General features: G+C 73.0%; 12 protein-coding genes. 10 read left to right on the top strand and 2 right to left on the bottom strand.

Features of this window, described 5'->3' with window-relative positions:
• Positions 1-407: 407 nt before the first annotated feature.
• Both ACFHW0_RS22020 and ACFHW0_RS22015 read left to right on the top strand, forming a co-directional pair.
• Positions 408-1,976, top strand: coding sequence for an MFS transporter (locus ACFHW0_RS22020; protein WP_416610420.1), 1,569 nt, complete (start codon positions 408-410; stop codon positions 1,974-1,976).
• 11 nt (positions 1,977-1,987) lie between these two features.
• Positions 1,988-2,596, top strand: coding sequence for a TetR/AcrR family transcriptional regulator (locus tag ACFHW0_RS22015; RefSeq protein ID WP_416610418.1), 609 nt, complete (start codon positions 1,988-1,990; stop codon positions 2,594-2,596).
• Between the two features lie 53 nt (positions 2,597-2,649).
• On the opposite strand, the gene ACFHW0_RS22010 is transcribed toward ACFHW0_RS22015, so the two are convergent.
• Both ACFHW0_RS22010 and ACFHW0_RS22005 read right to left on the bottom strand, forming a co-directional pair.
• Positions 2,650-4,569, bottom strand: a complete 1,920-nt coding sequence (locus tag ACFHW0_RS22010; protein WP_416610434.1) for a helix-turn-helix domain-containing protein — start codon at positions 4,567-4,569, stop codon at positions 2,650-2,652.
• A 14-nt stretch (positions 4,570-4,583) separates the two neighbouring features.
• Positions 4,584-5,366 (bottom strand): 3-hydroxybutyrate dehydrogenase, encoded by a 783-nt coding sequence (locus ACFHW0_RS22005; RefSeq protein ID WP_416610416.1) that lies wholly within the window; start codon positions 5,364-5,366, stop codon positions 4,584-4,586.
• 193 nt (positions 5,367-5,559) lie between these two features.
• On the opposite strand from ACFHW0_RS22005, the gene ruvC reads away from it, so the two are divergent.
• The 8 genes from ruvC (at position 5,560) to ACFHW0_RS21965 (ending at position 14,973) form a co-directional block, all read left to right on the top strand.
• Positions 5,560-6,087, top strand: coding sequence for a crossover junction endodeoxyribonuclease RuvC (gene ruvC / locus ACFHW0_RS22000; RefSeq protein WP_416610414.1), 528 nt, complete (start codon positions 5,560-5,562; stop codon positions 6,085-6,087).
• Positions 6,084-6,686: a Holliday junction branch migration protein RuvA gene (ruvA, locus tag ACFHW0_RS21995; protein ID WP_132240120.1), complete on the top strand. Its 603-nt coding sequence runs from the start codon at positions 6,084-6,086 to the stop codon at positions 6,684-6,686. Before ruvC ends, ruvA begins: the two co-directional genes overlap by 4 nt.
• A complete protein-coding gene (gene ruvB / locus ACFHW0_RS21990; protein ID WP_416610412.1) occupies positions 6,683-7,753 on the top strand; it encodes a Holliday junction branch migration DNA helicase RuvB in 1,071 nt (356 codons plus the stop codon). Before ruvA ends, ruvB begins: the two co-directional genes overlap by 4 nt.
• Before the next feature lie 138 nt (positions 7,754-7,891).
• Positions 7,892-8,236: a preprotein translocase subunit YajC gene (gene yajC, locus ACFHW0_RS21985; protein WP_172896543.1), complete on the top strand. Its 345-nt coding sequence runs from the start codon at positions 7,892-7,894 to the stop codon at positions 8,234-8,236.
• Between the two features lie 258 nt (positions 8,237-8,494).
• The gene (gene secD, locus ACFHW0_RS21980; protein ID WP_416610409.1) at positions 8,495-10,426 is read left to right on the top strand and encodes a protein translocase subunit SecD; all 1,932 of its coding nucleotides are present in this window, start codon (positions 8,495-8,497) and stop codon (positions 10,424-10,426) included.
• Between the two features lies 1 nt (position 10,427).
• On the top strand, positions 10,428-11,621 hold the full coding sequence (gene secF, locus ACFHW0_RS21975; protein ID WP_416610407.1) for a protein translocase subunit SecF: 1,194 nt from the start codon (positions 10,428-10,430) through the stop codon (positions 11,619-11,621).
• A 101-nt stretch (positions 11,622-11,722) separates the two neighbouring features.
• The gene (locus ACFHW0_RS21970) at positions 11,723-12,289 is read left to right on the top strand and encodes an adenine phosphoribosyltransferase (RefSeq protein WP_416610405.1); all 567 of its coding nucleotides are present in this window, start codon (positions 11,723-11,725) and stop codon (positions 12,287-12,289) included.
• Positions 12,290-12,459: 170 nt separating this feature from the next.
• Positions 12,460-14,973, top strand: coding sequence for a RelA/SpoT family protein (locus ACFHW0_RS21965; protein WP_416610404.1), 2,514 nt, complete (start codon positions 12,460-12,462; stop codon positions 14,971-14,973).
• Positions 14,974-15,181: the final 208 nt, after the last annotated feature.

Here is a 15,181-nt window from a genome sequence, read left to right as displayed (position 1 = left end):
GACCCGACCCGACCCGACCCGACCCGACCCGACCCGACCCGACCCGACCCGACCCGACCCGACCCGACCCGGCCGGGACGGGGGGCGTCGATCATGCGGTTGTGGTGCCCTGCACAAGGTGCGATTCAGGGCAGGATGCCCACCACAACTGCATGATCGACCCCCGCGGCGGGCGGGCACGTCGCGGACCGCATCCGACGGCGGATCCGGCGACACGGACGTAGGCGCATCCCTGGATGCGCGCCTGGGCGGCCATCCGGGCCGCGTAGCGCATCCGGGAAGAGGGCAGGAGTGACCGCCGCCACATGAGATACGAACCGGTTCCGTATCGATAATTGCCCGCCTAGGCTGATCCTGAATTACGAGTCTGACCCGTATCGAAACGGGACCGGGGGGAGAACGCGAAGATGCCACCGCGCGAGAACACGGGACACCCGAGGAGGTGGGCGATCCTCGGGGTGCTGGTGATCAGCCTGCTCGTGGTCGTCCTGGACAACACGATCCTCAACGTCGCGCTGCGGACGCTCGCCGACCCGGTGCACGGCCTCGGCGCGAGTCAGGGCGAGTTGGAGTGGTCGATCAACTCCTACACGCTGGTCTTCGCCGGCCTGCTGTTCACCTTCGGCGTGCTCGGCGACCGCGCCGGGCGCAAGCGCTTCCTGCTGATCGGCCTGGTGCTCTTCGGGCTGGCGTCGCTGCTGTCGGCGTACGCGCAGAGCCCGGCGCAACTCGTTGCGGCCCGCGCGCTGATGGGCGTGGGTGGTGCGGCCATCATGCCGGTCACGCTCTCGATCATCTCCAACGTCTTCGACCCCCGCGAGCGGGGCCGGGCGATCGGCGTCTGGGCCAGCGCGGTCGGCCTGGCCGTGGCGATCGGCCCGATCCTCGGCGGCGCGCTGCTCGAGCACTACTGGTGGGGCTCGGTCTTCCTGATCAACGTGCCGGTGGTGGCGCTCGGCGTGGTGCTGGTGGCGCTGCTCGTGCCCGAGTCGCGGGACCCGGATCCGGGCCGCGTCGACGTCGGGGGCGTACTGCTGTCGGTGGTCGGGCTCGTCGCGTTGACGTACGGCATCATCGACGGCGGCGAGCACGGCTTCGGCCGTCCGCTGGTCTGGGCCGCGATCCTCGGCGGCCTGGCGGTGCTGGCCTGGTTCGTCGCGTACGAGCGGCGCAGCGACCACCCGTCGCTGGACGTGCGGCTGTTCCGGGTGCCCCGCTTCGCCGCTCCGGTGGCCATCGTCGGGCTGATCTTCTTCGCCGCGATGGGCGTGATGTTCTTCAGCTCGTTCTACCTGCAACTGGTGCGCGGCTTCAGCCCGCTGGAGACCGGACTGCTCTACCTGCCCTTCGCCGTGGCCCAGCTCATCTTCGCCCCGAGCAGCGCGGCGATGGTCCGCCGGTACGGCGGCCGGGCGGTCGCGACGGTGGGGCTGGCGCTGACCGTGGTCGCGCTCGGCGCGTTCGCCTTCGTCGACGCGGCCACCCCGATCTGGGTGGTGCTGGTCGTCTTCTTCCTCCAGGGCACCGGGATGGCCAACATCATGCCCCCGGCCACGGAGTCCATCATGTCCGCGCTGCCCCGGGAGAAGGCCGGCGTCGGCTCGGCGGTCAGCAACACGGTCCGGCAGGTGGCCGGCGCGCTCGGCGTGGCGGTGCTCGGGTCGGTGCTCTCCGCGGTCTACCGTGCCGACGTCGACCCCGCCCTGCGGGACCTGCCCGCCGGGGCGCGCGAGGCGGCCGGCGAGTCCATCTCCGGCGCGTACGCCGCGGCCGGTCAGCTCGGGCCGGCGGCGCCGCAGCTGATCGCGGTCGCCGACGACGCCTTCCTGGCCGCGATGCACTGGGCGGCGGGCCTCGCCGCCGCGATCGCCGCGCTCGGCATCGTCGTGGTGCTGCGTTGGATGCCCGGCCGCCCCGCCGCCCCGGCGGGGAAGCCGGCGCCGGTGGGGGAACCCGAGTTGGCCGGGACCGCCTAGCTTCGGGAACAATGTCCGACATGACTTCCACCGCCGACGCTCCTCGGCCGCCCGGGCGGCCGAGGAGCGTCCGCGCGGACGAGGCGATCGTCGAGGCCGCCCTCGACCTGCTCGCCGACGGCAGCACGATCGAGGCGATCTCGATCGAGGCGATCGCGGCCCGCGCCGGGGTCGGCAAGGCCACCATCTACCGCCGCTGGCCGGGCAAGGACGCGCTGCTGCGCGACGCCCTGCGTACGCTCAAGGGGACCCCGCCCGAGCCCGCCGGCCACTCGGTCCGCGACGACCTGATCCTGCTGGTGGGCGCGGTGGGTCACCACATCGACCCGCGGGCGGCGCGGATCATGCCCTGCCTGGTGCCGGAGGTCAACCGCAGCCCCGAGCAGTACCAGCTCTACCAGAACATCATCGAGCCCCGGCGGGAGATGATGCGCGAGGTGCTGCGGCGCGGGATGCGCTCCGGCGAGCTGCGCGCGGATCTCGACGTCGAGGTGGTCATGGCGATGCTGGCCGGCCCGATGCTGGTGCAGCGCGTCATGCGCTGGCACCCCGACCTCGACGAGACGACCCTGCCGCAGCGCATCGTCGACGGCGTCCTGGACGGCATCCGCGCCCGCTGACCGCCCCACCACGCGGGGGTCGCCGGTCACGCGGCGGGTGGTCGAACGGCGGCTCAGACGGCCGGCGTACGCAGGCGGTGCAGGCGCAGGGCCAGCTGCACCTCCAGCGCCCGCTCCGGCTTCTGCCAGTCCGCGCCGAGCAGCTGCCCGACCCGTTCCAGCCGCTGGGTGACGGTGTTGACGTGCACGTGCAGCTGCTCGGCGGCCCGGGCCAGGCTGCCGCCGACCCCGAAGTACGCCTCCAGGGTCTTCACCAGCGCGGTGCCCCGCCGGGCGTCGTAGTCGACGACCGGCCCGACGGTGGCGGTCAGGAACCGGTTCACGTCCTTGTCGCCCCCGTCGCCGACGGCGCCCAGCAGCAGCCCGACGAAGCCCAGCTCGGCCGTGCTCGCCCCCTGCCCCGAGCGGCCCAGCGCGCCCAGCGCGGTCAGGCACCGCTCCGCCTCGGCGAACGTCGCGGCCAGCGAGGCCGGCCCCGTCGACGGGCCGCTCGACCCGGCGGTCACCGGCCGGCCGGTCGCCCGGGACAGGTCCCGGGCCACCGCCCGGGCGCTGCCGCCCGCGTCCCGGCCCGGCAGCATCAGCACCACCCGACCGTCGCGGGCCGCCGCCAGCCCACCCCGGGTCGAGGCGTACGTGGTGGCCCAGGAGAGCACCCGCTGCCGGGCCGAGCCCGTGGCGGCGATGGCGTCGTCGCCCACCGCCACGAGCACGTGCGGGGCGTCCAGGTCCACGCCGAGCCGGCGGGCCCGGCTGCGCAGCGCGTCGGTGTCCCGCAGCGGCCGGGCGATCAGGTCGTCGAGCAGCTCGCCCCGGACCCGCCCCTCCGCCTCGGCGACGGTACGGCGGAACAGCAGCAGCAGCGCCGTCACCAGCGACGCCCGCTCCAGGATCCGCTGGTCGGCGTCGACCAGCTCGTCGTCGGGGCGCAGCACCAGCGCGCCCATGTTCTCCGCCCCGGCCACCACGGCGGCGTACCAGAGCCGGCCCCGCCGCACGCTGCGGCCCTCCGTACGCGACGCGGCCACCGCCTCCACCATGTCCGCCCGGTCCGGCTCCTCGATCTCGCCGACCCGGGCCAGCAGCCGGCCCTCCGCGTCGAGCGCCAGCAGCGCCCCGCCCAGCACGTCGGTGACCGCCGCGGCGACGTCCTCCACGCCGCCGCCGCGCAGCACCAGCGCCGTCATCCGGTCGTGTGCCGCCGCGGCCCGCTCCACCGAGCTGCTGTGCGCCCGGATGGTGGTGTTCGCGAGCGACAGCTCCTCCAGCGCGGCCCGGGTCTCGGCGAGCAGCCGGGCGGTGTCGATGGCCACCGCCGCGTGCGCGGCGAGGGAGACCAGCAGCGCCACCTCCTCCCGGACGAACGGCCGGGCCGAGCGGTTGGCCGCGTAGAGCACGCCGATCGAGGTCGAGCCGAGCCGCAGCGGCACCCCGAGGATGGCCACCAGGCCCTCCTCACCCACGCCGGCGTCGATCTCGCCGGTGTGGTGGAAGCGGTCGTCCTCCGGATAGTTCGCGGTCACGTACGGGGCGCCGGACTGGGCCACCAGGCCGCCGAGGCCGGCGCCCATCGGCAGCCGCAGCTGCTGGAAGCGGGCGGAGACCGAACCGTCGGTCACCCGCATGTACGTGTCGCCGCGCTCGTCGTCGTCGAGGGTCATGTAGGCGACGTCCGCGCCGAGCAGGTTGCGCGCCCGGTGCACGATCGCGCGCAGCACGTCGTCCAGGTCGCGCAGCCCGGCCAGGTCGCTGACCGTGTCGTACAGCCCGGAGAGCTCGACCTCCCGGCGGCGGCGGCGTTCCAGCAGCGCGCGCACGCGCAGCGCCACCGTCTTGGCCTGCTCCAGCTCGGCGAGCCGCGCGGGCGGCAGCCCGGCGGCGCGCGCGGCGACGAGTGGCCCCTCGAACTCCACCGCGGCGGCCTCGCGGGCGAGCAGCTCCAGGAACTCCACCGGTGACGACATGACCGACATTGTGCGGCTCACCACTAGTTCGCCGTCCAGCCCCCGTCGAGCGCGATGGACGCGCCCGTGATGAACGCCGCCGGCGGGGAGCAGAGGTACGCCACCAGCTCGGACACCTCCTCCGGCTCGATCAACCGCTTGATCGCCGCCCGCGCCAACATGATCTTCTCGACGACCTCGCTCTCGGGGATGCCGTGGCTGGCGGCCTGGTCGGCGATCTGGCTCTCCACCAGCGCCGTCCGCACGTACGCCGGGTTGATGCAGTTGGCGGTGACGCCGTGCGGGGCGCCCTCCAGCGCGACCACCTTCGACAGCCCCTCCAGCGCGTGCTTGGCGGAGACGTACGCCGACTTGTACGGCGAGGCGCGCAGCCCGTGCACCGAGGAGATGTTCACGATCCGCCCCCAGCCCCTGGCGTACATGTGCGGCAGCGCCCGGCGGATGATCAGGAACGGTGCCTCCACCATCACCCGGTGCAGGTGGGCGAAGCGCTCCGGGGAGAACTCCTGCACCGGCGCCACGTGCTGCAGGCCCGCGTTGTTCACCACGATGTCCACGTCGGCGTCGAGCCGGTCCACCGCGTCCGGCTCGGCCAGGTCCAGGCCCTCGGCCCGCCCGCCGGCCTCCGCCGCCACCGCCTTGGCCGCCTCGATGTTGCGGTCCACCACCAGGACCTTCGCGCCGGCGGCGCCCAGCCGCAGGGCGCAGGCCCGGCCGATGCCGCTGCCGCCCCCGGTCACCAGGGCGGTACGACCAGCGAGGTCGACGTGTACGACGTGGGGGACCGCCACGGGTTCTGCCGTCATGGCGCATGAAGTTACGAGCTGTGTGTGCGGGCGCACATGGGCCGGCGACACATACTCGACGGCCGGAGTGTGTGGCCGCCGCGCGCCCCGGCCGGCGTGTCGGCGCGCCCGGCGTGTCCCCGGCGGCGGGGTGTCGCCCGGCTCGGTAGGGTGTCGAACACACGTACTGCTGGCGGCTGGGGGAGGAGGCGGCGTGCGGGTGCTGGGCGTCGACCCGGGGCTGACCCGGTGCGGGGTCGGCGTGGTCGAGGGCGTGCCCGGGCGGCCCTGCACGCTGATCGCCTACTACGTCGTCCACACCGATCCGGGCGACGAGCTGGCGCTGCGCCTGCTGCACCTGGACCGCTCGCTCACCGACCTGGTCGCCGAGCACCGGCCCGACAGCGTCGCCGTCGAGCGGGTCTTCAGCCAGCACAACGTCCGCACCGTGATGGGCACCGCCCAGGCCAGCGGGATCGCCGTGCTCGCCGGCGCCCGCGCCGGGCTGCCCGTGCAGACCTACACGCCCAGCGAGGTGAAGGCGGCCGTGACCGGTTCCGGCCAGGCCGACAAGGCGCAGATGACCGCCATGGTCACCCGGCTGCTGCGGCTGGCCGAGCCGCCGCGACCGGCCGACGCCGCCGACGCCCTGGCCCTGGCCATCTGTCACGTGTGGCGGGGCGGGACGCGCTCCAAGCTGGCGGCCGCGGCCGACCGGGTACGACGAGGAGGAGCCAGATGATCGCCAGCGTGCGCGGGGTGGTGACCGCGACCGGTCCGGACCACGCCGTGGTGGAGGTCGGCGGGGTGGGCCTGGCGGTGCAGTGCGCCCCGGGCACCCTCGCCGACCTGCGGATCGGCCAGCCCGCCCGGCTGGCCACCAGCCTGGTCGTGCGGGAGGACTCGCTCACCCTCTACGGCTTCGCCGACGACGACGCCAAGCAGCTGTTCGAGCTGCTCCAGACCGCCAGCGGCGTCGGCCCCCGGCTGGCCCAGGCCGTGCTCGCCGTGCACACCCCCGACGCGGTGCGCAAGGCGATCGCCAACGCCGACACCGCCGCGCTGACCAGGGTGCCCGGCATCGGCAAGAAGGGCGCGGAGCGCCTGGTCCTGGAGTTGCGCGACCGCGTCGGCCCGGTGCCGGTCGGCGCCGACGGCGCGGCCGGGGTCACCGGCGGGGCCTGGCCCGAGCAGGTGCGGCAGGCGCTGGTCGGGCTCGGCTGGACGGCCGGTCAGGCCGACCAGGCGGTGGCCGCGGTGGCGGAGACGATCGACGGTGCCGTCCCGCCGGTGCCGGTCCTGCTCAAGCAGGCCATCCGGTTGCTGGGCCGCACCCGGTGACGGGGCCCGACGGCGGGCTGGTCTCCGCCTACGTGCACGACGCCGACCTCGACGCGGAGGCCACGGTCCGGCCGAAGCGGCTGGAGGAGTTCATCGCCCAGCACCGGGTCCGCGACCAGCTCGACCTGCTGCTCCAGGGCGCGATGCGGCGCGGCTCCCCGCCCGACCACATCCTCCTGTCGGGGCCCCCTGGCTTGGGTAAGACGACCCTGGCCAACATCGTCGCCGCCGAGCTGGGCTCGGGTATCCGGGTGACCAGCGGCCCGGCGATCGAGCGCTCGGGCGACCTGGCGGCGATCCTGACCAGCCTCGCCGAGGGCGACGTGCTATTCATCGACGAGATCCACCGGATCGCCAAGCCGGCCGAGGAGCTGCTCTACAGCGCGATGGAGGACTTCCGGGTCGACGTGATCGTCGGCAAGGGCCCGGGCGCGACGGCGATCCCGCTGGACGTCGAGCCGTTCACCCTGGTCGGCGCGACCACCCGCTCCGGCCTGCTCACCGGTCCGATGCGCGACCGGTTCGGTTTCGTCGCGCACCTCGACTTCTACTCGCCGGCCGACCTGGAGGTGCTGCTGCGCCGCTCGGCGCGGATCCTCGGGGTGCCGATCACCGACGACGGCGCCGCGGAGGTCGCCGGGCGCTCCCGGGGCACGCCCCGGATCGCCAACCGGCTGCTGCGCCGGGTCCGCGACTTCGCCGAGGTCCGGGCCGACGGGGTGGTCACCCTGGAGACCGCCCGGGCCGCCCTCACGGTGTACGACGTCGACGCGCTGGGCCTGGACCGGCTGGACCGGGCGGTGCTGACCGCGCTGGTCGACTCCTTCCGGGGCGGACCGGTCGGGCTGTCCACGCTGGCCGTGGCAGTGGGCGAGCAGCCGGACACGGTGGAGGAGGTCTGCGAGCCGTTCCTGGTCCGGGCCGGCCTGCTGGCCCGTACGCCCCGCGGCCGGGTCGCCACCGAGGCCGCCTGGCGGCACCTGGGCCGCACGCCCCCGAATGGTACATTCGGCACGAATGCTCCTGCGGTGCCCGATCTGTTCACGACGGATGCCGATCAGCCGTGATGTGAACGTGATCTGTGCCGCATTCGGCGTTCCCAGGTGCAGGGATTAGACTCGCGCCGGTCTGTACAGGACGTGAGAATCCGCTTCCGCTCCGGCGCGCCCGCGCCGGGCCGGGGGCCAATGGGAAGGTCTTTCACCGTGCTTTACGCAGCAGAGGGCGGCGGGGGTGCCGGCAGCCTGACGCCGATCCTCATGATCGCTCTGCTCTTCGGCGTCATGTACTTCATGATGATCCGCCCCCAGCAGAAGCGCCGCCGTGAGGCGGAGTCCATGCAGTCCGCCCTCGCCCCCGGCGACGAGGTGGTCACCATCGGTGGTCTTTACGGCACGGTCACCGGCGTGGACGACGACACCGTCCTGCTCGAGGTCGCGCCCGGCGTGCAGACCCGCTACGCCCGTCCGGCCATCGCCCGGGTGGTCAGCCAGGCGGAGCGCCCGGCCGACGAGCCGGTCACCGAGGACGCGGACGTCGTCAAGGAGTGACGGTCGCTCCCGTCCCGCGCGGGGTCGTGGTCGCCGGGCTCCGGTGACGACTTCTCCCGACGGGGCAGCGGAGACGACGTGAAAACTGGATAGTTGGGCCCGACGCCGGAAGTCGGCTCGTCCCGTTCCGCTCGGCGCCCCCGCGCCGAGCTTCGGAGCCGGATGCCGGCCTCCGACGCCGGCCCGTCGGAACCGCCGGCCGGACCGGCCGACACCCGCCGCAGCAGCGGCGCGACCGTACAGGGAGACAGGACAGCCGTGGCACCACCTCAGGGACAGATGCGGCCCGGACGGCAACTGGCCGTGCTCGGGCTCATCTTCGTCGTCCTCTATCTTTTGGTGTTCTTCGCGGGCGGCGCCAGCGGCGGCTTGAAGGACAGGCTCGAGCCCAAGCTCGGCCTGGACCTCGTCGGCGGCACCCGGCTGACGCTGGAGGCGACCAACAGCATCGGCGGCCAGGCCCCGACGGCGGAGAACCTCGAAGAGGCCCGCCAGATCATCGAGAGCCGGGTCAACGCCTTCGGCGTCGCCGAGGCAGAGGTGGTCACCGAGGGCAACCGCAACATCGTGATCTCCCTGCCCGGCGAGAACCGCGACCTGACCGAGGTGGGCGACGCCGCCGAGTTGCGCTTCCGCAAGGTGCTCAAGGCCGCCGACGGCAGCGGCGCGGCCGCCGCCCCGCCGCCCGCCGCCACCCCGGCCCCCTCGGGCAGCGCGTCCCCGGCCCCGTCGGTTAGCGCGAAGCCCTCGGGCAGCGCCGCCCCGTCCGGCAGCGCCGCCCCGAAGGCGACCGCGTCGCCGAGCGGCGGCCAGGGCGGCATGGCCCCGGCTCCGAGCGCCAGCGCGTCGGCCGCACCGAGCGCCACCCCCTCGGCCGGCGCCGCCACCCCGACGCCGAGCGCGAGCGGCGAGCCCGTGCCGCAGAGCGTCGAGGAGCAGCGCAAGGCCGTCGAGCAGAAGGTCGGCGCCGCCGCCTGGGCCGCCGCCAGCGGTCTCCAGGCCCCGGCCGACCTGACCGCCGACCCGTCACTGGCGGAGAAGCTCAAGCCGTTCGCGGCTCTCGACCCGCGCGAGGTCGCGGTGCTGCCGGCGACGATGCAGTTCAACGTGCCGCAGATCAGCTGCGCCCAGCTCGACAAGCGCCCGCCGGCGTCGATCTCCACCCCCGACCAGCAGGCGGTGGCCTGCGAGGACGGCGCCGCGAAGTACCTGCTCGACCAGGCGAAGGTGCTCGGCACCGACGTCGAGGGCGCCAGCGCGGTGCTGGACCAGACCAGCCAGTGGGTGGTCAGCCTCGACTTCACCGGCCCCGGCCAGGACAAGTGGACCGCCCTGACCCGCGAGGCGTTCAACAACGAGGGCCAGGCCTGTGACGCCACCGCCCTCGGCCAGGACGGCAAGTGCCGCGTCGCCGTCGTGCTCGACAACGAGATCGTCTCCTCGCCCGAGATCCAGGGCGTGCTGACGGGCAACTCGCAGATCACCGGCAACTTCACCCAGAAGGACGCCAGCGCCCTGGCCGGTCAGCTCCGCTACGGCGCGCTGCCGGTGACCTTCGAGGCGCAGGAGCAGCAGAACGTCACCGCCACCCTGGGTGCCAGCCATCTGCGGGCCGGTCTGCTCGCGGCGGGCATCGGCATGGCGCTGGTCATCATCTACTCGTTCTTCTACTACCGCCTGCTCGGCTCGGTCATCTTCCTGAGCCTGGTCCTCTCGGCGCTGCTGGTCTTCGGCGCGCTGGTGGTGCTCGGCCGGCAGATCGGCTTCACCCTCACCCTCGCCGGCATCGCCGGCATGATCGTGTCACTCGGTGTGGCGGCGGACTCGTTCGTCATCTACTTCGAGCGGCTCAAGGACGAGATCCGCGAGGGGCGCAGCCCGCGCAGCGCGGTGCCGCGTGCCTGGATCCGGGCCCGCCGCACGATCATCTCGGCCAACGCGATCACGCTGATGTCGGCGGTGGTGCTCTACGTGGTCTCGGTCGGCACGGTGAAGGGCTTCGCCTTCGCCCTCGGCCTGGCCACGGTGCTGGACCTCGTCGTGGTCTTCCTCTTCCGGCACCCGATCATGACGATGTTCGCCCGCACCTCCGCGTTCCTGTCCCCGCGGGTCAGCGGCCTCGGCCGGGCGCTCCCGCCCCGGTCGGCCGAGCCGGCCAAGCCCCGCAACCCGCGCGTGAAGGAGGCCTGAGATGGCAAAGAGTGGTCTCGCGAGCCGCCTCTACCGCGGCGAGGCCGGCCTCGACATCATCGGCCGGCGCAAGCTCTGGTTCGGCCTCGCGCTCGGGCTGATCCTGCTGTCGGCGCTCAGCTTCGGGCTGCGCGGCTTCAGCCTCGGCATCGAGTTCGCCGGCGGCAACTCGTTCCAGATCCCGGCCAGCGTCGGCACACTGGAGCAGACCGAGGTGCAGGTCCAGGATGCCCTGGCCGCGGCCGGCGGCGATGCCAAGGTCGTCACCACCCAGAAGGTCGGCGGCACCGGCGGCGACTTCTACGAGGTGCGGACCACCCAGCTCGACACCGAGCAGTCCAACGCCGTCAAGGCCGAGATCGCCGAGGAGTTCGGCATCGACGCCGCCACCATCAGCGGCAACCAGGTCAGCGAGGCGTGGGGCAGCCAGGTCACCTCCCGGGCGCTGCTCGGTCTGGTCATCTTCATCGCGGTGGTGATGATCTACCTGGTCCTGCGCTTCGAGTGGCGGATGGCGGTCGCGGCCGTCTCCTCGCTGATCATGAACCTGGTCCTCACCGCCGGCATCTACTCGCTGGTCGGCTTCGAGGTCACCCCGTCGACGGTCATCGGCTTCCTCACGATCCTGGGCTTCGCGCTCTACGACGTGGTGGTGGTCTTCGACAAGGTGCAGGAGAACACGCGCGGCATCACCGCCAACAACAACCAGACGTACGGCGAGGCGGCCAACCTGGCGATCAACCAGAGCCTCATGCGGTCGCTGAACACCTCGGTGGTCGCGCTGCTGCCGGTCGGCGGTCTGCTCTTCATCGGTGCCGGCCTGCTCGGCGCGGGCACCCTGAAGGACCTCGGCCTGGTGCTCTTCGTCGGTATGGCGGTGGCGTTCCTGACCTCGATCCTCCTGGCCACCCCGCTGCTGGTGGTGCTCAAGAACTACGACCCGCGCATCCAGGCGCACAACAAGCGGGTGCTGGCCCGCCGGGGCGCGATCGCCCGTGGGGAGGTCACCCCGAAGGGTGCCGCACCCCGCGGCGACGACTCCGACGACGAGGCGGTCGACCCGGAGTCGGCCGCGCTGGCCGGCGCGGCGCCGCGGGTGGGCGCCCGACCGGCCGGGAAGCGCCCGACCGGCGCCCGGGGCGGCCGACCCACCGGCGGCGGTGGCAACCGGCCGGGTGGCGGCAAGCGGCGCTGAGCCGGGCCGGGCAGACCCGGTAGGAACCGATCCGACGGCGTCCTGCATGCTGTGCGAGCAGCATGCAGGACGCCGTCGTCGTGAAGGGGAGCGGAACTGCCGTGACGGAGACCCACAGCACCGGGGTACGGGGAGACAGCGGCCCGGCCACCGCCGCGCTGGTCGCCAGCCGGGTGCTCGACGTGCCCGACTTCCCGAAGCCCGGTGTCATGTTCAAGGACCTGATGCCGCTGTTCGCCGACGGCGACACGTTCCGTCAGGTGATCGACGGGATCGTCGCGTACCACGGGCGGGACTCGTTCGACGTCGTCGTCGGCATCGAGGCGCGCGGGTTCGTGGTCGCGGCGGCCATCGCGTACGCGACGGGGGTCGGCGTCGTGCCCGTGCGCAAGGCCGGAAAGCTGCCCCGTCCGGCCTACTCGGCCTCCTACGCACTGGAGTACGGCGAGGCCACGCTGGAGGTGCACGAGGACGCCTTCACGGCCGGGCACCGGGTGCTGGTGGTCGACGACGTGCTGGCCACCGGCGGCACCGCCGAGGCGACGCTGGACCTGGTGGAGCGGGCCGGCGGAACCGTGGCCGGCTTCACCGTACTGCTGGAACTCGCCTTCCTCGGCGGCCGGGAGCGGCTGGCCCCGCGTCCGGTGCATGCCCTGTTGACCGTTTGACGCGGCCGACCGTCGGGCGGACCCGGTGCGGACCGTCCGGCGGAGCGGCGGGGCACCGTGCGTGCGGGTAGCATTGCCCTTTGCTGACCGGGCGGAACCCGTCCGGGCGGCGCGAGACCAGGCCGGCCGGCGCACGGTCGGTGACTTCCCGGCGAGCGGTGAGGAGGCCGGTGTCCCACGATGTCGCCCCTCCGGTGGAGGGCACGGTGTACCCGACAGGCGACGCGGACGGCTCGGTGACCGCACGGAACGGTGACGCGCAGGCCCCGGAGGCGGGCCCCGGCGTGACCGTCCCGGCCGAGCCCGTACGTCCCGACACGCCGGCCGCCCCGGCCGGCGGCGCGGGCGCGGCGACCGAGGGGGTCGTGCTTCCCTTCCCCGCCGACGTCATCGGCGACCACATGCCGAGCGCCGGTTTCGCGCTCTCCACCGCGCCCACCGGCCGCAGGGTGCGGGCGCGGCTGGCGCGGTTCAACGCACCGTGGCAGTCCTCGCAGGTCAGCGAGGTGCTGGAGCCGCTGATCTCGACCCACCGGGACGCCCACCCCAAGGCGGACGCGCGGCTGCTCCAGCGCGCCTTCGACACCGCGGCCCGCTGGCACTCCGGGCAGTACCGCAAGTCCGGCGACCCCTACATCACCCATCCGCTCGCGGTCGCCACGATCCTGGCCAACCTGGGCATGGACACCACGACCCTGGTCGCCGCGCTCCTGCACGACACCATCGAGGACACGGAATACACCCTCGACCAGATGCGGGCCGACTTCGGCGGCGAGGTGGCGCTACTGGTCGACGGGGTGACCAAGCTCGACAAGGTCAAGCTGGGCGACGCGGCCAAGGCCGAGACGATCCGCAAGATGGTCGTCGCGATGGCCAAGGACCCGCGGGTGCTGGTGATCAAGCTGGCCGACCGGCTGCACAACATGCGTACCCTCACCTTCCTGCCCCGACCGAAGCAGGAGCAGAAGGCGAAGGAGACGCTGGAGATCCTGGCCCCGCTGGCCCACCGGCTGGGTATGAACACGATCAAGTGGGAGCTGGAGGACCTGGCCTTCGGCACGCTCTTCCCGAAGCGCTACGAGGAGATCAACCGCCTCATCGGGGAGCACCAGCCGCAGCGCGAGGCGCTGCTGCGCCAGGTCACCCAGAAGGTGCAGACCGACCTGAAGGCCGCCAAGATCAAGGCGGAGACCACGGGGCGGCCGAAGCACCTCTACTCGATCTACCAGAAGATGATCGTGCGGGGTCGCGACTTCAACGACATCTACGATCTGGTCGGGGTGCGGATCCTGGTCGACACGGTGCGGGACTGCTACGCGGCGCTGGGCGTGATCCACGCCAACTGGCAGCCGGTGCCGGGCCGGTTCAAGGACTACATCGCGATGCCCAAGTTCAACATGTACCAGTCGTTGCACACGACGGTCATCGGGCCCACCGGCAAGCCGGTGGAGATGCAGATCCGCACGTACGCGATGCACCGCACCGCCGAGTTCGGCATCGCCGCGCACTGGAAGTACAAGGAGCACAAGGGCACCCAGATCGTCGGCCCGCCCGCGCACATCGACGAGATGACCTGGCTGCGCCAGCTGCTGGACTGGCAGCGGGAGGCGGCCGACCCGAGCGAGTTCCTCGACGCGCTGCGCTTCGACCTGTCCAGCCAGGAGGTGTACGTCTTCACCCCCAAGGGTGACGTCATCCCGCTGCCGACCGGCTCGACGCCCGTGGACTTCGCGTACGCGGTGCACACCGAGGTGGGGCACAAGTGCATCGGGGCCCGGGTCAACGGCAAGCTGGTGCCGCTGGAGTCGACGCTGTCCAACGGCGACGTGATCGAGATCTTCACGTCGAAGTCCGACACGGCCGGCCCGACGCAGGACTGGCTGGGCTTCGTCAAGAGCCCCCGGGCGCGGACGAAGATCCGGCAGTACTTCAACAAGGAGCGGCGCGAGGAGGCGATCGAGGCCGGCAAGGACGCGATCGTCAAGGCGATGCGCAAGCAGGGCATGCCGTTGCAGCGGATGCTCACCTCCGACGCGCTGATGGCGATCGCCCGGGACCTGCACCTGGCCGACGTGGCCTCGCTCTACGCGGCGGTCGGCGACAGCCAGGTCTCCGCCCAGTCGGTGGTGCAGAAGCTGATGGCCGCGTACGGCGGCGAGGAGGGCGCGGCGGAGGACATCGCCGAGACCGCCGTCGCCACCCGTCCGCCCCGCAGCCGGCAGAGCAGCGCCGACCCGGGCGTGGTCGTACGCGGGGTCAGCGACGTGTGGATCAAGCTGGCGCGCTGCTGCACGCCGGTGCCGCCGGACTCGGTCTTCGGCTTCGTCACCCGCTCCGGCGGGGTGAGCGTGCACCGCGACGACTGCGCCAACGCCGAGGACCTGCGGGCGCAGGCCGAGCGGGTGGTCGAGGTCAGCTGGAAGCTCACCTCGGCGTCGACCTTCCTGGTCGCCATCCAGGTCGAGGCGCTGGACCGGCACAAGCTGCTCGCCGACGTGACCCGGGTGCTCTCCGAGGAGCGGGTGAACATCCTCTCCGCGACGGTCACCACCACCCGCGACCGGGTGGCGGTGAGCCGGTTCAGCTTCGAGATGGCGGACCCGAAGCACCTGGGCCACCTGCTGGCGGCGGTCCGCAAGGTCGACGGCGTCTTCGACGCCTACCGCGTCACCTCGGGCGCCTGACCCCGCCCGATCCCTCACACGACGGCGCGCCCCGGCCCGGCACCGACCGAGCCGGGGCGCCCCGCTCTGTCACCGTGCGGCCCTCCCACCCGTCCCGGCCCTCCGCACCCCGGTGATCATGAGGTCGGCGGCAGCCAGGTAGATCGAGATCGCCGCCAACCTCATGATCACCGAGAGCGGGCCGGGGGAGCGGGCCGGGAGGGTGGGT

The sequence above is a fragment of the Micromonospora sp. LOL_025 genome (genome assembly GCF_048060285.1).
Taxonomy (GTDB): Bacteria; Actinomycetota; Actinomycetes; order Mycobacteriales; family Micromonosporaceae; genus Micromonospora.
The sequence above is the reverse complement of the archived record's forward strand: the minus strand, read 5'-3'. Positions and strand labels throughout refer to the sequence as shown.

Coding starts and splice junctions, on each gene's coding strand:
- ruvA (WP_132240120.1), top strand. CDS start 6,084: ATGATCGCCAGCGTGCGCGGGGTGGTGACCGCGACCGGTCCGGACCAC.
- ACFHW0_RS22015 (WP_416610418.1), top strand. CDS start 1,988: ATGTCCGACATGACTTCCACCGCCGACGCTCCTCGGCCGCCCGGGCGG.
- ACFHW0_RS22020 (WP_416610420.1), top strand. CDS start 408: ATGCCACCGCGCGAGAACACGGGACACCCGAGGAGGTGGGCGATCCTC.
- ACFHW0_RS22010 (WP_416610434.1), bottom strand. CDS start 4,569: ATGTCGGTCATGTCGTCACCGGTGGAGTTCCTGGAGCTGCTCGCCCGC.
- secF (WP_416610407.1), top strand. CDS start 10,428: ATGGCAAAGAGTGGTCTCGCGAGCCGCCTCTACCGCGGCGAGGCCGGC.
- ACFHW0_RS22005 (WP_416610416.1), bottom strand. CDS start 5,366: ATGACGGCAGAACCCGTGGCGGTCCCCCACGTCGTACACGTCGACCTC.